Annotated in this window: 20 protein-coding genes and 1 CRISPR repeat array; of the genes, 11 read left to right on the forward strand and 9 right to left on the reverse strand. The window is 68.4% G+C overall.

From position 1 onward, the window contains the following. Positions 1-199: 199 nt before the first annotated feature. A CRISPR array of direct repeats spans positions 200-777; the repeat unit is 29 nt; unit sequence GGGACCATCCCCGCGTGCGCGGGGAGCAC. 275 nt (positions 778-1,052) lie between these two features. Then, positions 1,053-1,292: a hypothetical protein gene (locus AB0K05_RS25155; RefSeq protein WP_364232120.1), complete on the forward strand. Its 240-nt coding sequence runs from the start codon at positions 1,053-1,055 to the stop codon at positions 1,290-1,292. A 36-nt stretch (positions 1,293-1,328) separates the two neighbouring features. On the opposite strand, the gene AB0K05_RS25160 is transcribed toward AB0K05_RS25155, so the two are convergent. Continuing rightward, positions 1,329-2,036: a haloacid dehalogenase-like hydrolase gene (locus tag AB0K05_RS25160; RefSeq protein ID WP_364232123.1), complete on the reverse strand. Its 708-nt coding sequence runs from the start codon at positions 2,034-2,036 to the stop codon at positions 1,329-1,331. Positions 2,037-2,150: 114 nt separating this feature from the next. Here AB0K05_RS25160 and AB0K05_RS25165 point away from each other — a divergent pair, with 114 nt between their 5' ends. The 10 genes from AB0K05_RS25165 (at position 2,151) to AB0K05_RS25210 (ending at position 12,439) form a co-directional block, all read left to right on the forward strand. Then, positions 2,151-3,353, forward strand: a complete 1,203-nt coding sequence (locus AB0K05_RS25165) for a helix-turn-helix transcriptional regulator (RefSeq protein WP_364232125.1) — start codon at positions 2,151-2,153, stop codon at positions 3,351-3,353. Between the two features lie 583 nt (positions 3,354-3,936). Next, entirely contained in the window at positions 3,937-4,839 is a 903-nt protein-coding gene (locus AB0K05_RS25170) for an SAM-dependent methyltransferase (RefSeq protein ID WP_364232128.1), read from the forward strand. Positions 4,840-5,872: 1,033 nt separating this feature from the next. Then, entirely contained in the window at positions 5,873-6,805 is a 933-nt protein-coding gene (locus AB0K05_RS25175; protein WP_364232130.1) for an NrtA/SsuA/CpmA family ABC transporter substrate-binding protein, read from the forward strand. Further along, positions 6,802-7,869: a methyltransferase gene (locus tag AB0K05_RS25180; protein ID WP_364232132.1), complete on the forward strand. Its 1,068-nt coding sequence runs from the start codon at positions 6,802-6,804 to the stop codon at positions 7,867-7,869. Before AB0K05_RS25175 ends, AB0K05_RS25180 begins: the two co-directional genes overlap by 4 nt. Positions 7,870-7,962: 93 nt before the next feature. After that, on the forward strand, positions 7,963-8,235 hold the full coding sequence (locus AB0K05_RS25185; protein WP_364232134.1) for a hypothetical protein: 273 nt from the start codon (positions 7,963-7,965) through the stop codon (positions 8,233-8,235). 150 nt (positions 8,236-8,385) lie between these two features. Then, positions 8,386-8,619, forward strand: a complete 234-nt coding sequence (locus AB0K05_RS25190) for a DUF397 domain-containing protein (RefSeq protein ID WP_364232136.1) — start codon at positions 8,386-8,388, stop codon at positions 8,617-8,619. Between the two features lie 261 nt (positions 8,620-8,880). Further along, the gene (gene tmk, locus AB0K05_RS25195) at positions 8,881-9,495 is read left to right on the forward strand and encodes a dTMP kinase (protein WP_364232139.1); all 615 of its coding nucleotides are present in this window, start codon (positions 8,881-8,883) and stop codon (positions 9,493-9,495) included. A 4-nt stretch (positions 9,496-9,499) separates the two neighbouring features. Continuing rightward, positions 9,500-10,810 (forward strand): radical SAM protein, encoded by a 1,311-nt coding sequence (locus tag AB0K05_RS25200; protein ID WP_364232142.1) that lies wholly within the window; start codon positions 9,500-9,502, stop codon positions 10,808-10,810. A gap of 23 nt (positions 10,811-10,833) precedes the next feature. Beyond that, the gene (locus AB0K05_RS25205) at positions 10,834-12,024 is read left to right on the forward strand and encodes a crosslink repair DNA glycosylase YcaQ family protein (protein ID WP_364232145.1); all 1,191 of its coding nucleotides are present in this window, start codon (positions 10,834-10,836) and stop codon (positions 12,022-12,024) included. A gap of 76 nt (positions 12,025-12,100) precedes the next feature. Next, the gene (locus tag AB0K05_RS25210) at positions 12,101-12,439 is read left to right on the forward strand and encodes a MazG nucleotide pyrophosphohydrolase domain-containing protein (RefSeq protein ID WP_364232147.1); all 339 of its coding nucleotides are present in this window, start codon (positions 12,101-12,103) and stop codon (positions 12,437-12,439) included. A 761-nt stretch (positions 12,440-13,200) separates the two neighbouring features. On the opposite strand, the gene AB0K05_RS25215 is transcribed toward AB0K05_RS25210, so the two are convergent. The 8 genes from AB0K05_RS25215 to AB0K05_RS25250 form a co-directional block, all read right to left on the reverse strand. After that, positions 13,201-13,683 carry a hypothetical protein gene (locus AB0K05_RS25215; RefSeq protein WP_364232150.1) on the reverse strand — a complete coding sequence of 161 codons (483 nt, stop codon included), beginning with the start codon at positions 13,681-13,683 and terminating at the stop codon, positions 13,201-13,203. Then, the gene (locus AB0K05_RS25220; protein ID WP_364232153.1) at positions 13,680-15,002 is read right to left on the reverse strand and encodes a hypothetical protein; all 1,323 of its coding nucleotides are present in this window, start codon (positions 15,000-15,002) and stop codon (positions 13,680-13,682) included. Before AB0K05_RS25220 ends, AB0K05_RS25215 begins: the two co-directional genes overlap by 4 nt. Next, the gene (locus tag AB0K05_RS25225) at positions 14,999-15,979 is read right to left on the reverse strand and encodes a hypothetical protein (protein ID WP_364232155.1); all 981 of its coding nucleotides are present in this window, start codon (positions 15,977-15,979) and stop codon (positions 14,999-15,001) included. The genes AB0K05_RS25220 and AB0K05_RS25225 overlap by 4 nt, the downstream gene beginning before the upstream one ends. Then, on the reverse strand, positions 15,976-16,446 hold the full coding sequence (locus AB0K05_RS25230) for a hypothetical protein (protein ID WP_364232158.1): 471 nt from the start codon (positions 16,444-16,446) through the stop codon (positions 15,976-15,978). Before AB0K05_RS25230 ends, AB0K05_RS25225 begins: the two co-directional genes overlap by 4 nt. A gap of 93 nt (positions 16,447-16,539) precedes the next feature. Further along, positions 16,540-17,673 carry a DUF932 domain-containing protein gene (locus tag AB0K05_RS25235; RefSeq protein WP_364232161.1) on the reverse strand — a complete coding sequence of 378 codons (1,134 nt, stop codon included), beginning with the start codon at positions 17,671-17,673 and terminating at the stop codon, positions 16,540-16,542. A 97-nt stretch (positions 17,674-17,770) separates the two neighbouring features. Then, positions 17,771-18,319, reverse strand: coding sequence for a hypothetical protein (locus AB0K05_RS25240; RefSeq protein WP_364232163.1), 549 nt, complete (start codon positions 18,317-18,319; stop codon positions 17,771-17,773). Positions 18,320-18,431: 112 nt separating this feature from the next. Continuing rightward, positions 18,432-20,183, reverse strand: a complete 1,752-nt coding sequence (locus tag AB0K05_RS25245) for a hypothetical protein (protein WP_364232165.1) — start codon at positions 20,181-20,183, stop codon at positions 18,432-18,434. Between the two features lie 174 nt (positions 20,184-20,357). Continuing rightward, positions 20,358-20,810: a hypothetical protein gene (locus tag AB0K05_RS25250; protein WP_364232168.1), complete on the reverse strand. Its 453-nt coding sequence runs from the start codon at positions 20,808-20,810 to the stop codon at positions 20,358-20,360. Positions 20,811-20,967 lie beyond the last annotated feature (157 nt).

Raw genomic sequence — 20,967 nt, forward strand, 5'->3', positions numbered from 1 at the left:
CCACGCCCACATGGTCGAGACCAGCGGTGAATCCCATCGCCTGGCCGAAGCACTCGCCGGAAAGGGTGTCGTCCCTCTCACCTGACCGTCCACCTGGACTTTACGTGTCCGTCTACCTGGAGATTTCATGGCCGCCAGCCTGGATCAGGCTGGCCGCCCACCTGGAGAAATTCCTGACCGTCCACATGTGGATCCGCTTGGGACCATCCCCGCGTGCGCGGGGAGCACTCCCCTATGGCCCGACTGCACGGAACGGTCCGCGGACCATCCCCGGGTGCGCGGGGAGCACAGATCACGCGGTTGCTCATGACCGCGTTCTACGGGACCATCCCCGCGTGCGCGGGGAGCACCCGTCCCACCTGAGGATGACGATCTTGTGCATGGGACCATCCCCGCGTGCACGGGGAGCACTGGCTGTTCAACATCCCGGCCGGGAACGTCCTGGGACCATCCCCGCGTGCGCGGGGAGCACTGGCGCAGGGGATCATGTCGTGCTCCTGTGTGGGGACCATCCCCGCGTGCGCGGGGAGCACGACCCGGCACCGGGGCAACGCCCGATGGATGTGGGACCATCCCCGCGTGCGCGGGGAGCACGCTGGGAACGCCGTGTTCGCGTTCAGCCCGGCGGGACCATCCCCGCGTGCGCGGGGAGCACGTGCGCGCCGGCAAGCCATACGTGCCCGAGTCGGGACCATCCCCGCGTGCGCGGGGAGCACCTAGGCCTCCTCGTGAGCAGCCCTTGCCCGCCGGGACCATCCCCGCGTGCGCGGGGAGCACACTCGACGACCTGCAGGTTCATCACGCGATCAAGCCGATTTTGAGCACTTTCAAAGAAACGGACAATTGCACCAATAACCCAAATAGTACGTATAGGCGCTTCCGGAACGATCACCTGGGTCGCCACGATTCACAACTCGCTCTCCCACTCGGGCACCAGAATCGAGTGTACGAGCGAGTCTCGCCGCCCATCCCGCGATCCTCCGGGTCCGAGAACACATCGGATCCATACCGCATCGAAAGACGCGGCCGACAAACTACGACTCCTGCCGAGCGTGTCCGTCCTGACCGCTGAGCGCGTCATCCGAGACGGTAAGTCCAACCGGTGGCTGCTGCACCGGGTGGCAGATGAGAGACGGATCCGGTTCCAGGCCGACGCCCGCCCCAGTCCCCTGCTCGACATCACCCGCATCACCAACAACCAGGCCGGCCAGCCCTTCCAACTGCTGTGCCGCGTCCTCAATCCGCGGCGGGTCCATATCGCCGACCACGGGCTGCCAATCGCTTGGCCTTGACCGCCTTGCGCTCCAGTTAGGACGGGCACGCAAACGTCACTGCGTGAGGTCCCCCAGGAGCATGGCAACGAGCGCATCAACGTCCTCCAAGCTCCGCAGAACGTGCACCGCTCCCGCCTCGCGCAGATCATCGCTAGAGCTTCGCCCCGAAGCCACCGCGACCACCGGCACCCCATTCGCGAGGGCCGCTTCAACATCAGCCGGAGTGTCTCCTATGAGTACAGCATTACGAGACGTGACCGGTTCCCCGAACGCTGTCGTCGCTCGACGCAAGGCGATACGCACCAACTCGGCCCGTGTGTCGTCATCCTCTCCGAAAGCGCCGATGTCCCAGCGGATATGCCTGTCGAGGCCGAACACCTGGAGCTTTATCTCCGCGACCATGCGGACATTGCCCGTTAAGACGGTTTGCACGACGTCGGGTATCGCGCACAGAGCATCCAACGCGACGGCGGCTCCGGGTAGCGCGTGACCGCGTTCCCTCAACTCGGCAGCTCGTTCTGAGTGGGCCTTGGTCAGCGCAGAAGCGAACCGCTCGAAGTCCTGTCTCTCGGTACGCAGTCCGTGTAGCTTGGCAGTTTCGCGGAAGATCACGGGCTCCGTGATGCCGTCTATCTTCGCCTGCCTGACCATGGGCACGCCTGTGACCTGCTCGAAAGCCTGTGCTGACAGTTCGCGGCCGACTCCCCTCGTGTCGATGAGAGTGTGATCGATGTCCCACAGCACGACCCGGCGAACCGTCATAGGTTCCTCCATCCGTCACGCGTCGCATTCCAGACTGACACATACCCGTTCCGTTATGACCCGGCGAGCCTGGTCGCGGTCTACCCTCGATGCAGCGGCAGGAAGGGAGGCCGGGTGAACGCTCCCATGCCTCACGTCGGCGAACGCATTCGCTTCTGGCGGGAGAAAAGGCAGCGCACGCAGGCCGCCGTAGCCGGGTTGTGCGGGATAACTGAGGAGTACCTGTCCCAGATCGAACGCGGTCTGAAAGTCCCCTCTCTCCAGGTCCTGTATGGCCTCGCGCTGGAACTCAGCGTTCCCGTAGCTGCTCTACTGGGCGACGGCCGGGATGAATCCCCGTCAGAGAATGCCTACGTGGCCGACAGCGTCGTTACCGCACTGATCGGCTACGGGCCGAAGACCCATACCGAGCCAGTCACAGCTCCCGAACTACGGGAGCGCGTCGAATCAGCATGGCGCATCTGGCAAACCAGCCCAAAACGGTTCACCGAGGCCGGCGCCATCCTTCCCGAACTCATCCGGGACACCGAGAACGCCATACGGGCACATCGCCTCAGTCCAGACAGCGCAGCGCGGCGAGACATCCATAGAGCAGCCGCAGACCTGTATTTCCTGCTCCGCTCGTACTGCCGCCGCGCCGGGAGAATCGACCTCTCCCTCATGGTCGCGGACCGAGCGTTGCGCTCAGCCGAAGAAGCCGACGATCCAGTCCGCTCAGCCGCCGCCAAGTGGAACCTCGGCCACGTGCTCCTCGCCGAGGGCGAGCACGAAGGAGCCCAGCAGACTGCGATCCAGGGCATCGAAGCATTGCACGACCTGCCGAAGAACGGCGACGCTCTGGCGATGGTCGGCGCGCTGGAACTGGTGGCTGTCGTCGCCGACGCTCGACGCAAGAAATGGTGGCAAGCGCGCGAGCGCCTGTCCGGCAACGCCTCACAGCGCGCCGCCGAGGCCGGCGAAGGCAACATCATGTGGACCGTGTTCGGCCCCACCAACGTCGAGCTGCACATCGTGAGCATCGAGATGGAAGCGGGCGAGGCCGCCGAGGCGCTGCGCGTCGCCGACCAGATCGACACCTCACACCTGCCATCGATAGAACGGCGCTTCACCTTCCTCCTGGAAGTCGCGCGTTGCTACGACCTGCGCCGGGAAGATCCGGCTGTGCTCGTGCACCTGCTCGACCTGGAAGCGATCTCGCCCGAAGACCTGGCGAGGAACCCCCTCGCTCGAGAGATGGTCTGCCGTCTGCGCCGCCGAGTCCGGCCCACATACCGGCGGCAAGTCGAGGCGCTCGCTGAACGGCTGGGAATCGCTTGAGTCCTAAGCTGCTGGCCCGCCCAAACTGACAGTTCGGGTGGTCGCGTCTTCGCTTCTCTACCGTCGCATGAAACGTCGCTCGATGACAGAGGCGGTGATCATGCGAAGGGCGGCAGACGCCAACCCTGAAGCTGCTGGTGTGCGGTCCACGCCGCAGGTCGCCGAGTGGGACGGCATCCGAGTACTGCGGCACGTCGGCCTGGCGATTCTCCAACGACTGTCGAACGCGAGCACGCCGGTCATTGTCGATCCCGTAGAACGTACCCTCTACTTCCTCTTGCCCGCTGGCGCGGCCGACCGCTGGCTACTCCCCGATCAGCGAGTTGCCGACCTCAAGCGCCAGCTTGTTCTCCCTCCACCGCAGCAGCAGACGCCTCCGGGCCGGTACTGGCTCTTGCCACCGACGATCTCTGCCCGGCGCACTACCGCGAGGTCACTACGTGCCGCGTTAGAGGGCCTTTGGCACCGCTCCACCTGCGGGCCTCAGCCACCCGCAACCTCCACCATGAAAGGGCGGCCCCGGGCCCGGTGCGCTAACACCGGGAGACTCCGGGGCCTTGATCAGGAATCGAGGTCCTGACCCATGGCACAGGATAGAGCCAACCCCGCACCGCCGAAACGGCCTGAAGTAGACGCGGATCTGCTCGGCCACCGGCGGCCGACGGAACCCGCAGCCCGTTACGAGTCAGGGCCGGTGGCGACTCCAGATCTCAACTGGCATGAGCCGAACATGGCGCGCATGTACAGCTACCTCCTCGGGGGCAAGGAATACTCGCCGGCGGATCGTAGGGCGGCGGAAGAGGCGCTGAAGCTGAACCCGGACGGGCGGTTGTACGCGCGGGCGAACCGGGCGTTCCTCGGGCGGGCGGTGCGCTTCCTGGCCGAGCACGGGGTGCGCCAGTTCCTCGACATCGGCACCGGGCTGCCGAACATGGGCAACGTCCACGAGGTGGCGCAGTCGGTCCGGCCGAACGCGCGGACGGTGTATGTGGACCGTGACCCCATGGTCGCCACGCACGGGCGGGCGCTGCTGGCCACCGATGCGAACACGCGGATGCTGGAACTGGACCTGCGTAACCCGGGCCTGATCCTCAGCCGGGCCGGCGAGCTGCTGGACTTCGATCAGCCAGTGGCGATTCTGCTGGTGGCGATCCTGCACTTCATCCCAGACGAGGAGGGACCGGAGGGGATCGTCTGGGACCTGATGCGATTTCTGGAGCCGGGCAGTCATCTGGTGATCTCGCATGTGCTGGCCAGCGAGCGGACGATCCCGGCGGCGGCTGCCGCGTACCAGGGCGCTACGACGCAGGTGGTATTGCGCAGTCAGGCGGAGGTCGGGGAGCTGTTCTCCGCTGCTGGTACCGAGCTGGTCGCGCCGGGGCTGGTGCGGGTGCCGCTGTGGCGTCCAGAGCTGAATGAGGGCCTGGCTCGGGATGACGCTGCTGTGGTCGATCTCGTGGGCGGGATCGGAAGGAAAGAGCGGTGAACGGGTCAGGTGCAGCAAGCCCGGTGGGGCGACTGGCGTGGGAGCTGGCTGATCATCTGGCTCGGCGCGGAATCGAGTCGCGAGTCTCCGAATGCGAAGGGATCGCACTGGTCGGGGTCGCGCTGGTGGGCCTGAACGTGTGGTGCGAGTGGAGCGGGCAGGAGTGGCGCTTTCGCTGGTCGCTGGACGCGCCCACCGAACCGGGGCGGTGGCGTTACACCTCGTGCCCGGCCTCATCGGCAGAGACGGCGGCGCGGCGGATCGCGGCTCTGTTCCAGAAGCGGTGCGAGGCGATGTTCGGGCCGGTCGCGGCGCGGGCGGGGAGGGCTGCGCGGTGAGGGACACGAGGAACACCGCGGCGTCGGGCGCACGTGTGAGTCCCGAGGAGCAGAGACAGGCGCAGGAGCTTGAGACACAGTTCGGGGGGCGGTGGAGTGTGTTTCCGGGGGTTTCGGAGTGGTATGTGGTTCGCCGTTGTGGCCGTCCCTGCCCGCGTCCTGAGGTGCATGGCTCCCGGCATATCGGACGGGCGGCGACCCTGAAGGACCTTGCGGTCACGCTCGCGGAGTTGGACGGCGCGGACCAGGCAAACGGGGGGCCGGTCCGTTGAAGAACCTGGCGCGGTGGCGGAGCTGGAAAGTTTTTCGTGCGGGCCTCCGCCGTGTCGTCCCGTGCTCCGGCGGCTGGGCGTGCAGGCGCGGGTGAGCCTGGTCAGGGTTCGTCGGTGTGTGCCGCTCGTCGGGAGGTTCGAGGGGCCGCCGGAGCACGGGAATCCATCTGGCGCGTAGTGCCGCCAGATGGCGCGTGAGTGACGCGTCAGCGGCGTTACCCCGCACGAGCCGGTAGTTGTCCGGCTTGTTTCCGTTCGCTGGTGTTGCGGAGCGGTATGGAGCCCTCCCTTCACCCTAGATAGGGATGCTCAGACATGAATCGACTACGGTCAGTAACAAGTTTCGTGCTTATTGTGGGCTTAGTGGTCGGCTGCGGCTCGCCGCAGTCCACCGCAATCCCGGCCAGGAGCGCTCTTCAGACGGTGAAGATCGGGATCATGACGATCCCGGACTGCGCGACTGTGCAGATCGCGAAGGTGCGCGGCTATTTCGAGGCTGTAGGGCTTCCAGTCGAGATCGAAACCGTGCAGGGCGGGGGCATCGCCCTGCCCAAGCTGGAGTCGGGCGCGCTGAATTTTTCGATCATGAACTACACGGCAGCGGTGCTCGCGGAAGCGAACAAACCGGGCACTCTGAAGATCGTGGCCGACGCCTATCAGGCGGAACCGAACACGTTCAAGCTGATGGTCCCGAAGAACTCCCCGATCAAGGATCTAGCGGATCTGCGCGGCAAGCACGTCATGGTCGCGACACTACGGTCGGTCGGCACGCTCACCACCGAGACGGCGCTGAAGATCGCCGGGCTGACCGCCGGCGACGTCAGGTTCTCTGAGAGGCCGCTGCCGGAGATGATCGACGCCCTGGGTGCGGGCGTGGCCGATGTGGCGTGGATGACCGAGCCGTTCATCTCCGCCTATCAGGAGCTCGGCGGCCGGATGCTGTATGACGTGATGCAGGGAGAGACGGAGAGCTGGCCGATCGCGGGCTGGGCCACCTCGGCAGATTTCGCAGACAGCCATCCGCGTGAGGTGGCGGCGTTCCAGCGGGCCATTTTGCGGGCTCAGCACGACGCGCAGAACAGGCAGGTGATCACGGAGATCCTGCCCACCTACACGAAGATCAAGGCGACGACGGCGGCCACGATCATCTTGGGTACCTTCCCGACGAACCTTCACCCGGAACGCATCCGGCGGGTCGCGGAGGTGATGCGCGAGTACCGGTACATCACCCGCGAGGTTGACGTCAGCAAGTTCCTGCTGCCGTTCCCGGACGACGTCGACTCCCCGGCGCCGCCCTCCCCGCCGGCCGCCCCGTCGACGGCCACCCCCTCTCCGACGAAGGTGCCCGCACCGTGACCCTCCACCAGCATCCCGACACCCCGCCGGCCATGCCCGCGATCGACAGCTACCAGCGTGTCCAGAAGATGCTCGACGCCATGCCGGACTTCGCCGCCCTGTACACCGCCGTCGAGCTGGACGTCTTCGAAGCCCTCGCGGCCGAGACGACGATGACCAGCGACGAGCTGGCCGAAGCCTGCGGCGCCGACCCGGCCATGATGGGCCGGCTGCTGGGCTGGCTACAGGCTCACAGCTTCGTCGCCGGCAACCCCTCCGGATACCGGCTCACCGAGGACGGCCACGTCCTCACCGCTGATGCCGACCCGTCCCAGCGCCACGCCGTCCTGGTCACCGGCTCAACGTACTGGCGGGAGGCGCTCGGCCACCTGCCCGACACCGTCCGCCGCGGCTACTCCACACCTCCAGAGGGCCATCCGCTGTACGAATACCTGATCTTCACCAACGGGCTCGCCGAGACGTTCGACCGGTTCATGACCGCCCGCAGCACCCCTGTCGGCCGGGACCTGGCCGCCATCGACGGCTGGGCCGACGTCCGGGTCGTGGCCGACCTCGGCGGCGGCCTGGGCGGCGTTCTGGCCGCCCTCGTCCACGCCCACCCACACCTGCGCGGCATCCTGGCCGAGCGCTCCACCGTCACCGGGCGCGCCCACTCCTACGTGTCCGGGCAGGGCCTGCTCAGCCGGGTCGAGATCATCGCAGCCGACATCTTCGAATACGTGCCCCGGGGCGCAGACCGGTACCTGCTGTCGTCGATTCTGCACAACTACAGTCCCGAGGCATGCGTCACCCTGCTGACGGGCGTGCGCCAGGCCCTGCAGGACAACGCCGGCGGAGAAGTCTGGATCATCGAAGGCACGCTGCCTCGGCGGCCGAGCACGGCGAGCCCCTGGTACAGCACCGACATCCGGATGATGTCCCTGTTCCAGGGTGGCCGGGTTCGCCGCGTCTCGGAGCTGCGCGAGCTGGCGAACCAGGCCGGGCTGAGCATCACCCGGTGCGCGCACCTACCCTGCGGCCAGACGCTGCTGGTGGCCAGCCCGGCACCCGAGCGGGAGAACTGACCATGCCGGTGCTGCTTGCCTCGCGTCGCAGGCGCACACCCGGCGAGCCCCGGCGCCGACGCCGACCGCGTCAGCAGCAGACCTTCCAGAGAGATGCGAGGCGTCCGTCCGCTCGCCGGCGTCCGCGCACCGAGCCTCGCCGTCGCGGCCGTGGCCGTCGCCGTCCTCGGCGTGGCCGCCATGGGGATGTCGTGGGTGGTCGAGCTGTCTTGCGATGTGGTCGCCGCCCGCCGGCACGGCGCTGCCGCGGCTGTCCTCTGGAACACCTACGCCTCTCGGTGGACGCGCGCCCGACAGGTGCTGCCCTGGTGGCAGCGGCCGTTACGGCTGCCGGCGCGGATCCTGCCCACCCATCCGCCCATATGAGTACGCGCCTGGCTGTGCCGAGTCGTCCACGAGCGCGCTGACGGCCGGTGCCCCAGGCACCGACCGCACGCCGAAATGATCCACCTCGGCGCATCGGACTCAAGCTCGCACCTCCCGGTCCGAGCTTCTACCCCCGAAGGAGAACGATCGATGGCCAACGACATCTACAACCGCAGCCTGACCGGCGCACAGTTCCGGCCGCTGTGCGGCGGCAACCAGCGGCAGGATGGCATGGAGTCCTGCGTGGAGGTCGCGGAAGTGCCCGGCGAGCCGGACCTGATCGCGGTGCGCGACGGCAAGCATCCCGAACGTGAGCCGCTGAGGTTCACCCGCTCAGACTGGCCGCCGCCGGCCTGCAGGTCTGAGCGAGAACCGGCACGGTGACCCCTGCCCGGAATCGACGAGCGGGGACCAGGGCATTGCCTCGGGCGGCTCGCGGGCGGCATCAGCAGCCTCACGGCCCAGCGACTGGCATGTATCCGCCCCTCCGTCTTTCGCTGATGCCGGGCACCCTCTTCCTCTCATCACGGGGAGATCCCCATGGATGATCCACCATCGGCACCACGCCCGGCATACACACCCCATGAGAAGAGAAGCGCCATGCCGCTTACCTGCTCGGACGGTCTTCCAGGTTTCCTCATCACGTTGGACGGCCCCAGCGGTGTCGGCAAGACGACCTGCAGCCGCCTCCTGGCCGACATCCTCACCGCATCGGGCCTGCCTGTGCTCCGCACCACCCAGCCATCCGACTCCCCGATCGGAGCCTTGGCCCGCTCCGGCACCCACGACTTCCACAACCTGGCGTTGACGTGCCTGGTCGCCGCCGACCGCTACCACCACATCGCCACCGTGATAGAGCCCGAACTACGCGCCGGACGAGTCGTCGTATGCGACCGGTATGTCCCCTCGGCGTTCGTTCTGGACCAGCTCGACGGCGCTGACATCGCGTTCATCACCAACCTGTACCGGCACGCCCGCCGCGCCGACCTGGCGGTGTTCCTACTCGGCGACCCACAAGTGTGCCTTCGCCGAGCCCAACAGCGCGGCACCTACAGCCGCTTCCACCACAGCGACCTGGCCGCCGCCGAAACAGAGCGCGCCCTGTTCGCCGAGACCGCTGAGCACTTCCGCGCCACCGGCACCCTAACCCTGATCCACCAGATCGGCCACGCCGACGCCGGCGCGGTCGCCGCAGCCGTCGCCGAGCCGATCACCACGGCGATCGCCGCCCGCTCCCACCCCTTACCTCGAGCGAGGTGACTTCATGAAGGTCGCACTTTTGTACCCCGAGGTCTACGACATGGCGCGCTTCCGCGAGCAGCGCAAGGAGTTCCCGCCGTTCGGCGTGCTCTACCTGGCGGCCGTGACCGAGGCGGCCGGACACCAGGTGGAGATCCACCGCGTCGCCCCCGGCCACACCGCGCTGAACCTGACCGGCTTCGACGCGGTCGGCTTCAGCCTGGCCTCCTCCGCCACCTACGGCCTGATGCTCCAGGCCCGCCGCGAGACCAAGCTCGACCCCGGCACACTCATCATGGCCGGCGGTGTACACGCCAACTTCTACCCAGCCGAGGTCCTGCACGAACTGGCCGCCGACGTCGTCGCGGACGGCGAATCCGAAGACACCATCCTCCAACTCCTCGACCACGCCCACGACCGGGACTTCACCGGCGTGCCGGGCGTGCTGTTCGCGCGCGACGGCCGCACCACGCGGAGCCCCGCGCGCCAGCTCATGCGCGACATCGACCACCTGCCGCTGCCCGCCCGGCACCTGCTGCCGCGCGAGGACATCGTGCTGACCGACCGGCTCGCCGGGACCGATACACGCATGGCGCACGTGATGTTCAGCCGAGGCTGCCCCTTCCCGTGCTCGTTCTGCGCGGTCGCCCAGCGCCGCATGCAGTACCGAGGAGGGGCCAGCGCCCGTGTCGAGCTCGCCCACCTCATCGACGCCTACGGCATCGAGGGGTTCGCGATCGTCGACGACAACTTCATCGTCAACAAGACCAAAGTCGCCGCCATCTGCGCCCAGATCGCGGATCTGGGTCTGCGCTGGTCGGCCCTGTCCCGGGTCGATACCGTCGACCAGGCGCTGCTGGAGACGATGGCCGCCTCGGGCTGCATCGAAATCAAGTACGGCATGGAATCCGGCAGCGAACGCCTGCTGAAAGCAATGCGGAAGAACACCACCCAGGCCAAGATCCGCGCCGCAGTCGAGATGACCTCGGCCGCCGGGATCTCGGCGAAGGTGTTCATCATCCACGGCTACCCCGGCGAGGACATCGAGACCACCCGGCAGACCATCGGCCTGCTGCGCGAGCTGCGGCCGATGCTCGGCCGGGTGTCGCTGTTTCGTTTCGTGCCACTGCCCGGCACCGAGGTGTACGCCAACGCGCTGCTGCACGGCATCAGCGGCACCCACCAGCAACCGGGCTGGGACGGCGACTGGAGCAAATTCCACATCCACCACAACACCCGCCGCTGGTGGGGCGACGACGAGGCGTGGGCCGAAACCGAGCGGTCCTACGCAGAGTTGCACAGGTTCGTGGAAGACGAATGGGGCCCGCAGGGATGACGACCGTTGCTAGCCTGCCCCGCATGGCTAGCCCCGGCCCTGAGACGGCGCAAACCCACACCCTCAGCCCTCAGGAGGCCGGCCGACTGTGGAACTGGGTGCTGACCCGCCAAGGACTCGCCCCACACACCCGCCGCAGCGGGGTGGAGGAGATCGCCGATGCAGGGCTGGGGCTGCACGCCGCCCGGCTGCCCTCGCCCTTCGCCACGGTGGCGGCCCGCGCAGCCGACCCCTCCATCCCGCTGGAGCTGTTCAATCCCGCCGTACGCTCCCGGCTGGTGACCGTGCGATGCATGCGCAAAACCCTGCACACGTTGCCATTGGACCTCGCCGCTGCCGCGCACGCCGCCACGCTGCGCTTCCGCGAACGAGACGCCCTGCGCGCGATCGTCAACGCCGGCCACGGCCACGCCGCCATCACCGCGGCCACCGCCGCCATCGTGGAGCTACTGGGCGCGTCAGGGCCGCTGTTCCATCGCACCATCGAGGCCCAGCTGGGCGCGGCGGGGACACCGGTGATGGTGACACGACTGGCGCTGAAGCTCGCCTGGGAGCGAGGCGTCCTGGCCTACCTGAACCAGGCCGCGGGCTGGAACCGCGAGGTGCGCGTCTTCACGCTCACCGCCAGCACCTACCCCACCCTCGACACCGCGCTGGACCCGCACACTGCGGTCGAACTCCTGATGGCCACCTACCTGGACCGGTACGGCCCGATCAGCATCAAAGACGCCACCTGGTGGTCGGCACTGTCACGCACCACCGTGACCGAAGCTCTGCAGCGGTCGGGCATCAAGCTCGTCCGGCTGTTCACCCCGTGGAGTCACAGCCCGCTGTACATGAGCGCCCAGCGGTTCGCCGAGTACACCGTGGCCGACGACGCCGACTACCTCAGCGGGGTGAACCTCCTCGCGCACGAAGATGTCGCGCTCAAGGCGTACTTCGAGACCCGACGCCGCTACCTGGGCGACCTCGCCCAGCAGGCGGCGTTCAACCAGATCGGCGAAGTCCTGCCCACGATCGTGCTGGACGGCCGCGTGGTCGGCACCTGGAGGTGGGACCCCTCCGCCGGGCGGGTACGCCACCGGCTCATCCCTGGACTGCTGCCAGCCGCCCGGCGCCCCGAGGTTCGAGCAGCCGCCGCCCGGCACACGGCCGTCCTGCGCTCCGGCCTGTACCGCGCACCCCGCCCCCGGATCGCACCAGGTCAGCTGTGAAAATCGCGGATTCCGGCGAGCCACAACCGGTGCTGCTGCTAGCGTGGCGCTCTCATCCGTCACATGCGGGAACACCATGCACCCTCTTCCCAACACGCATTCACCGTCGCTGGAAGAACTTCAGCGCTACGTCGCCGAGATGGAGCAGGAACGGGGCTTCACCCACAGCAGCATCGTCGACCAGTGCCTGAAGCTGGCCGAGGAAACCGGCGAGGTCTGCAAGGCGGTGCGCAAGCAGACTGCCATGTCGATCGACCCGACCAGCCAGGTCGGCTCCGTCGGTCAAGAGCTGGCCGATGTCTTGATCTATGTCGCGGCCATCGCCAATCGCGCGGGGATCGACCTCGCTGAAGAGCTGCGCGCCAAGGAACGGATCAACGAGACCCGCGTCTGGACGACGCCGGTCAACTCCTAGAAGTGCACTGAAAATCTTGTGATGCAGGCTGTGCTTCGAGCTGCAGGCGGACCCCAGTGGGCTGCCTGGGCTGGGGGCAAGTATCCAAATGCCGCCGATTCGGGTGAGTCCCAGGTTGATCAGAGTCCGGAGGTTGAGGGCGGCGGCGCGGGTGTGGAACCAGGCGTTGTTCTTGATGGTGCCGATGTAGCGTAATCGCCGGTTGCCGCTCATAGCCAGCGGGGCTGCACCCTCGATCGGCCGAGGCACGCTGGCCCCTCCGCGGGCATCATGATTCCCTGGCTGGGACCATCCCCGCGTGCGCGGGGAGCACTCCGTTTCCGGGGGAATAGTAACTCGTCCTCGGGGACCATCCCCGCGTGCGCGGGGAGCACAGGAGTCTGTCGATCGCCTGGAGGACGGGGCCGGGACCATCCCCGCGTGCGCGGGGAGCACTCTCGACGACCTGCAGGTTTATCGAGCGATGGAGCCAATTTTGAGCACTTTCAAAGAATCAGACACTAGTTCCATAAAGCCCATATCGCCTCATATCCAGACTTTCTCTACACAACCCTCCGGCCGACCATGATCACCCGATCCGAGAGGAGCGTACCGACGGCCGCCCCTCATGTCCGTACGGCGTCAAGAAAATCACGCTGCCACCAGGCCGGAACAGCTCTTGCGCCTGACGGCGCGCGCCAGCGAGAAAGGATCGGGTGGAACACGTAGTCGTTTGTACGATCGCGCCAACCTCGGCGAGGGTGGAGGGGAGTGTCTGCCGCTTACGGGCGGAGGCCAACCTGCTGATTGATAAGCCGCTCTAGGTCTTCGCGAGTGTTGCTGGACTCGAATAGCCCACCGTCGTCGTGGTGATCCGCGTCGGGGTCGATCCCGATGAGGTGGGCCGCCCGGTGGCTGACGTGGATGACTCGCTTGCCGCGCACGTGCCGTACGAGGCGGGCGGGGTCGTCGTCGGTGGCGAGCATGTACTGCCAGATCGAGTACGGCACGGACCATCTGTCGGCCTTGGTGACGGGGGTGCCGTTGATGAGCATCTGGCGGTCGCGGATGTGCACGAGCCACTGGCCGCCGGCGGCGAGGGCGACCTGGCCGGCGTAGCAGCAGCCGGTTCCGCACCTGCTGCGGTAGTCCGTCTGCCACCAGCGCACGTCGGGGTCCGAGCTGGTCTGGGCCTCGGTGATGCGGTCGAAGCCCTGCCAGGCCGCCTGGCGGTAGCGGAGTTGCGGCACGAAGTCGGTGGTCATGGTGCTTCCCTTCGCGGTGTGTCGTCCTGCGGCTGGCCGGCCGCTGGATGGAGAGGGTGGTGGTCGTCGACGAGGTCGGCGTCGACGACCTCGTGGTCCTGTTCGCCGGCGAGTTGCCGGTGCAGCGTGGTGGCGAAGGCCTGCAGTTGATCGAGGGTGGCGCGTCGCATGGTGGTGCCGGTCATCGCGTCGAAGGCGGCGTGCAGGTCGGTGATGCCACCTGGCCATTGGTGGAGGATCTGGTGACGCAGCCACTCGGCCTGAGCCTGCGGGGTGAGCTTCTGGACGGGTTCCGGGGAGGCACAGCTCTCGGCTGGGAGTCGCTCATCGGAAGGTGCCTCGGTAGGCACGTGGTCTTCAGCGGGTTGCTGGGGGGCGGTCGGGGTCTGGTGCCGGCGGGCTGTCAGTGCGGCGCCGAGGGTGTTGAGCACGGTGCGCAGCTCTGGGGTGAGATGTCCGGACTGGAGGGCTTGTTGCCAGATGGCGCGTACCCGTTCGGGGGTGGTCGCGGCTGAGGCCAGCGCGAGGTAGTCCGGCGTCTGGCTGTACGGCTCGTCGCCGCCGTCGTCGTCCCTGCCGGCAGTGTGAGGTGTGCCGGGCGCCTCGCTGTTGCCGCGGGGCAGTTCGGGCGCGTTGCGCCGCGCCAGATGAGAGCGTTCGGGCACGGTGCCGGTCATCAACTGCCGGGGTGAGATGCCCTCCACACGTAGCCGGGGCACCGGGAAGGTGACCGGCTTGCCGTCCTTCAGCGTGCGGGCCTCGGTGACCAGAAGGATGGCGTCGATGTAGTCCCCGGCGCGCTCGATGAAGGCGGCCCGATCCGGCAGGTCCTCGGCGGCGTTGAGGCCAGCGCTGACCAGCAGCCAGGTGCCCAAGCTGGGCACGTCCTGTAGCAGGACCGACAGCCGGGTCTTGACCGTGCACCGCAGCCGCCCCTCAGCCCGGCACAGGCAGGGCCGCCCGGACTTCTGCTCGATGGTCTCGCCGTCGCAGCGGCGTTCGCAGTAGGGGCCGTCCCAGTACTCCATCCACTGGGTGACCGAGTGCGGCGGCAGCAGCACCGGGATCTCATCGGCGGCCGTGGTGACCTGCCACTTGTCCATGCCCCGGGTCATCTCGATGACGGTCCCGCCGTACAAGTGGGCGGCGGCCTCGATGAGCGGGCGGGACGGGGAGGTAAAGCGGAAGGTCGACAGCTTGCGCGGGCGCACGCCGTGCTCGGTGGGGACGCTGTCGCCGATGCGGATGTGGCCGTCGGGCCAGTGGGCGCGCTGCTGGCGTTTCATCCGCTCGAACATTTTGGGGTGGATCGGCATCATGACTCCTTCCTGATGGGCGGTTGGATGGGCTTGCGGCCGCGCAGGTCGGTCCGGTGCAGGTAGGCGGTGACCGGCTGCAGGCCGCGGAAGGCGGCGAACGCCGCGTCGTCGGCGGGCTGCGGGATGAACCCGTAGCCGGTGGTGCGCAGGTTGAGCACCGCGGCGCCGGCGAATTGCGGGACCGGGAACTCGTGGGTGCCGTCGTGGTGGTCGGTGGCGCCGTAGCGGCACTCGGGCGGGCAGGCCAGCGCCACCGTGGCGTGGCGCAGCGCGGCGAGTTGCAGTGGGTACTCCTCCCACACCGTCGAGGCGGGGTGTTTGAGGCTGGTCTTGATGTCCACCAGCCACAGCCCGGACGGGGTGGGCAGCGGATCGGCCGGCACCGCGCGGGGCTTGAATCGGGGCACCAGCGGCGAGGTGGCGGTGGGGAAGCGCAGGTTGACCCACAGGTCGCTGGTGCCGCCGTAGCCGAGGTCGCGGTTGAGCATGGTGCACTCGGCGGTGACGATGTCGGAGGCGATGTCGAGGCTGAAGTCGGTCAGCCATTGCCGGTAGGAGCCGAGGAATGGTTCGGTTTCGGGGTCCGGCGCGATCGGCGCCTGAAGGTTAATGGCCTGGGCCTGGCGGTGGACGCGGCTGCCCAGCCGCATCCGCCGCTCCCACTCGGCCTGGTAGGCGGCCTTGGCCTGCTTGACAAACTGGGCCAGCTCGTCGGGGTCGGCGGCGGCACGGAGCGCGGTCGGCAGGTGCTCGGCGAACCACTCGGCGGTGTGCTTGGCGGCCGCCGGCGCCAGTGCGTGCTTGGCCATGGTGGCGAGCACGTTGGTGACCGAGATGAGCAGCGCGCCGGTGGCCGGATCGCTGTAGTAGCGGCCGTTGCCGGTGGCGACGGCATGCTGGGGCCCGTCGGGATCGTGGTCGTAGACGAGCTCGTCCGGCGCGGTCATGCCGGGGCGCATCGGGGCATCCGCGCTCATCGCTCTCGCCCCGTCTCCTCCCCCGCCTGCGCGGCCGTGGTGGAGGTCATGGCCGAACTGGCGGCGTCGCAGGCCTGCGTCAGCGCAGGTCCGTACAGGAGTTGCCCGTCGACGGTGACGCGCAGGTGCCGGTCGGCGCGCCGGTCGCGGGTGTACAGCTCGACCAGGATGCCGCCGTCCAGTGTCTGGCGGACGTAGCCGGTGATCTGGTTGGCCTGGATGCGGGCGATCGGCCAGCCGGTGACCGCGTCCTCGATCATGTCGGCGGTGATGGTCTCGACGTCGACGATGCTGCGGCCGGTCGCGGCGATGATGGCGCTGATGGCGGCGAGGGTGTCCGGTCCCCAGTTGCCGTAGGCGGCCAGGAGGGTGCGGTAGATGTCCTCGATCGCCTGGATGTCGGAGATGAGCGCGTGGGCGCGCGGCACCGGCAGCGGGTGAGGGCCGGGCAGGTCAGACAGGCACACCACAGTGCCTCCAATCCGGAAAGGTACGCACGAAGGGACCGCGGCCCCCGGTCCCGGAGGGAAGACGGACCGGAGGCCGCGGAGACAAAGGGTTCAGACGCCGGCGGCCAGGTGCAGCACGCGCACCGCGTGCCCTTCCATCTCGTGCGCCGCGTCAGCGTCGGGCAGGGTGCGGGCGACGCTGGTGACGGCGTGCATGACGCCGCCGGCGTTGGTGTCGCCGCCCTGGATGAAGTGGGCGAGGATCTGCCGCTGCTGCTCCTCGGTGTAGGAGAGCTTCTTGGCCACCAGCTCGATCGTCGCGGCGGGGTCGGTGATGCGGGCGCCGGCCAGGCGGCGTATCTGCTCCAGCTTGGCGCGCACGTAGTCGAGGTCGAGGAAGGTGGTGATGGCGTCCCGGGTCTGCGCGGTGATCAGGGCGAGGTTCTTGTCCTGGGTGTCGGCGCTCCAGCGCACCACGCCCTCGTCCATGCGGCCGCCGAGGTGGACGTGCCGGGCGGCGTCGGCGTTGATGGTCATGCCGTTGCGGCAGACCTGCACCAGCAGGCGCGGCACGATGGTGAACGCGCCCTCGCCGACTTCGCTGTTGGTGATGACGAACCCGGCGAACACCACGGGGTTGTCGGCGCCGCGCTCGCCGGTGAACGGGCTGCGGTAGTCGCGCAGCAGGTCCGGGGCGAGCGCGCGGATCTGCTCGCAGACGACGCGGACGTACATGCGCCGCTCGGTCAGGTCGCAGCCGTCGATCTGGACCTGCATCCCGCTTTGGCGTACCCCGTCCAGGGCCGCCATGAGGACGTCGAGGTTGTCGATGATGCGGTAGCTGTCGGACAGGAACGCCCGCGCGACGCCGTGGCAGCCGTCGCCGCGCAGGCCGCGTACGAGGAACAGGCGGTCGGCGTCGGCCAGCCATCCGTTGATGTTCGCGTCGTACAGGTCGGGCTTGTGCTCGCGCAGGCGGCGCAGGTACGGCAGCGGGATGCCGAGCTTGCCTGCCAGGCCCTGGTCGCACACTCCGGTCGGGGTGTAGAGGCCGGCGGTGGTGGTGACGCCGCGCTCCGACAGCAACGGCGCCGTGCTGATGCGCAGGCGGGTGCCTTCGGCGCGGATCTGGTGGCTGTGTGCCACGACGTCGACCTTGTGCGCCTGCTGATGACGCAGCAGGTCGACAAGGTCTTCCAGGTTCGCGTTGCGGGTGGTCAGCGTGGGTGCGGATGCGGAACTCACAGGGGTCGCCCCATTCGTGGAGGTTGGTGGAAAAGGGGAAGGTCCCGGCCGCCTGAACGCGCGGCCGGGACCAGATGAGGTGGAGAGGGTGCGGGATTTATAGGGCGGTGAGGAACTCCTCGTCGCTCGGCAACTGGTCGAACCGCCACCCCGTGACCAGGGCCGCCGGATAGTGATCGTCGGGGTGCGGCTGGGCGGCGAAGCGGCCGCAGTTGTGCGGAGCGACCTGCTGGCCCCGGTACACCTCGAAGACTTGGGTGTCGAGGTCGATGAGGTAGCCCCACTCGCAGTCCGTGGACTCCGCGGGGTAGGAGGAGGCGTCCTCGATGACGCCTGCCCGCAGCATCGCTTCGGGGTCTCCCTGCGTTTTCCAGAGCAGTCCGGCCCAATAGTGGACGCCGCACGATGAGGTGTAAGCGTCCGCGTATTCGCCCAGCCGCACGATGTCATCCTCGGTGGGGGTGCTACGGGAGTCGACCACCCGCAGCGCGGCGACGCGCTCGCGCAGCACGTCCGGCGCCTGGGCGGCGTCGCGCAACCAGGTCAGCACGATCAGGCCGACTCCAGTCGGGCCGGAGTCGTAGTGGTTGTAGGCGATCTTCTCGGTCTGGTCGGCGACGAAGCCGACGAATCCGCGGCTGGCCATGGGTTACCGGACCTTCGTGTCGGTACAGGTCATGTCAGGTCCTTCCGCATCGTTGACAGCAAACGTGAAACTCGGTGGGGGACGGGGCAGCCCGAGCAGCCGCCGATCGTGGTCAGGCGGCTTGGAGACCGTCGTCGGCGATGACCTCGTCTGCGCCATCGGCCGCCTCCGGATCCCCGGGTTCAGGGTGGGAGGCGTCGTCGTGCTTCGGGACGTCGGTGATGGTGGCGCCGTGCCCAGGTGAGGGCGCATCGTCCGCGGCGGCGTACAGGTTCCGGTCCACGGCTGAGTCCGCAGGATCGTCGTCTTCCTGGCCGGCAGTGAACGGATCAGTGTCGGCGGGTGTGTCGCCGAGGTAGGGGGTGCCGTCGATCAGGGCCTGTTCGATGGGCGCCGGCGTGTAAGCCTTCTCCCCCAGCTCTGGCCCCAGCTCGTTGACCAGGAACCGCAGCCAGGCGGCGGCGTCAGCGGTCGAGCAGGGACTGTGGCGGCCCTCGCGCCAGGTGTTCTTGCACTCGGCGGAGGCCTCGCTCATCTGGTACTCCCACGCCACCGCGATCGGCAGCAGTTGCAGCATGGCCAACCGGCCGGGAGCGGCGGTGGCCAGCGCCGCCTCCAGGTCCGCGGGCCCGCCAAGCTTGCCGTACAGCGTCGACAAGGGGGCCGAGCCGAGCTTGTCGCGCACCGGCGCCGGCATGTCGTTGAGGATCCGGGTGATGAACCGGGCGACCGGCTTGGGCGCGCTCCTGCGGGCGAAGAGCGTGGCCAGCCACTCCTGGCGGACCGTGGCGGCCGCCGTCCACGCCCGGTTGCCCTGCATGACGATCTTGCGGGAGGGGCCGTCCGGCTCAGTCCTGGCGGACTGCGGGAGCGTGATGGTGGGCGGCGGGGTGTAGCCATGCTGCTCGGGGGTGCTGCAGTACAGCTCCGGCTGCCCCTGCCGCCAGCTGTGGAAGAACGCCCCGCGACCTGGGCAGTCGGTGTGCCGCTCGGGATCGAAACCTTCTACCCGGCTGGCGAGTCGGCTGAGCAGGGCGGCGCCAGCCGGTGCGTCCTCGGTCACCGGGATGCCGGCAGCGGCGAGGTCGGCCAGCGCCTGGGCGTGCGCGGCCGCTTCCTGGCGTTCCTGGCGCACCCGCTCGATGGCGTGCCGGCCGGTGTACCCCCAGCCGGAGATGTACGAATCGATCCGGGCCAGCGCCTGCTGGTCGCCGTCGAACTCGTCCAGCAGCGCGAGCTCGTCCAGCGTCCAGGCGTACTCCATGGCCTGGGCGGTGCGGCGGGTCGGTTCCGACAGCTTGCCCGCGGCGATCGCCTGGGCGATCTCCTCACGGGTGCGGCCGGTGCGCTTGCGGATCTCGGTCCGGGTGGCGCCCAGCTGGTGGGCCATGAACAGGGCGCGGGACTGTTCGAAGGGGGTCAGGCCGAGGCGGAAGTCGTCGTCGTTCTCCACGACCTGGTCGACGAACAGGCTCGCCTTGTCCTGGGCCTTGGTCAGGTCGATCAGGCACAGCAGCTTTGGCAGGTTGATCGTGATGGCGCCTTCCAGGCGGCGGTTGCCTTTCACCACCCACCAGCGGTGTTCCTCTTCTCCTTCGCCGCGCTGGTAGTCGTCCGGGATAGGGATGACCGTGACCGGGACCTGCAGCTGGGCCTTGAGTGAGGCGCAGAACTCCTGGGTGATGTGGTAGTTCTCCCGCACGTTGTCGGGGAAGTGGCCGAGCTGGTTCACCGGGATCCGCGCCAGGCGGAAGTCCTCAGGCCGTTCCAGGTCGGCGTCGGGTTCGACGGTCACCGGCGGGGCTGATTCGACGGTCTCGGGATCGGAGCTGGATGGCTCGTGGGCTTGGTCGGTGATGGACATGGGGCAGTGACTCCCATCGGGACGAGGTGGAAGCGAAGGGAAGGGGAGGAGGGCTCCCGCCGCCCGCCCTTCCGCGCAGGCGAGTGCGCGAAGGACCCGGCAGGGCGGGCGGCGGGAGGAACGAAGAGACGCCGGCGGGAGGGAAGGCCGGCGCCTCTTCGGCTTGGGGCGGCGTCAGGCCGCCGCGACGGGCTGAGCCTCGTCGGCGGCGGAGGCTCCCTGCACCATCCGCGGGGAGGCGGCGCCGGACTGCGAGGGGCTGGTGCTTTCGGTGACCATGCTGTAGCGCGAGCACAGCCCGATCGCGGTCGTGGTGATCTTGACGATGCTGCGTACGGTCTTGTGACCGGCGCGGTCCTTGGACTCGAAGCTCCGGGCGACCATGTCGCATCCCTGGACCACCAGCAGGTGGCCCTGGCGGTAGGACTCGCCTGCGCGGATGGCCTCCAGTCCGTAGGTGACCACCTCGACCTGCCGGGTCGGCACGTACGAGGCGCCGTCGCGGCCCGGCGTCGGAGGCCCGTTGACCTCCAGCTTGGCCGACCACATGGCGGGCGAGTCACCCTTGGCGGGGAAGAAACGGGGCGGGAAAGCGATCCTGCCGGTGATGCTGATCTGGATGTCCATGCGTGAGGCCCTTCCTCGGCCGGCGCCTCGTCGGGCGCGGCGGATTCTGATCGGCTGTGGGGCGAGCGGGCCGTGTGGTGGGGCCCGTTCCGGCAAGGCAGACACAGCGCCGCCGTGGGCGAGGGACGCAACCGGGTGGTGCTGGCCACGGCAAGAT

Source organism: Nonomuraea sp. NPDC049486 (genome assembly GCF_040676925.1).
In the GTDB taxonomy this organism is placed as follows: Bacteria; Actinomycetota; Actinomycetes; order Streptosporangiales; family Streptosporangiaceae; genus Nonomuraea; species Nonomuraea ferruginea.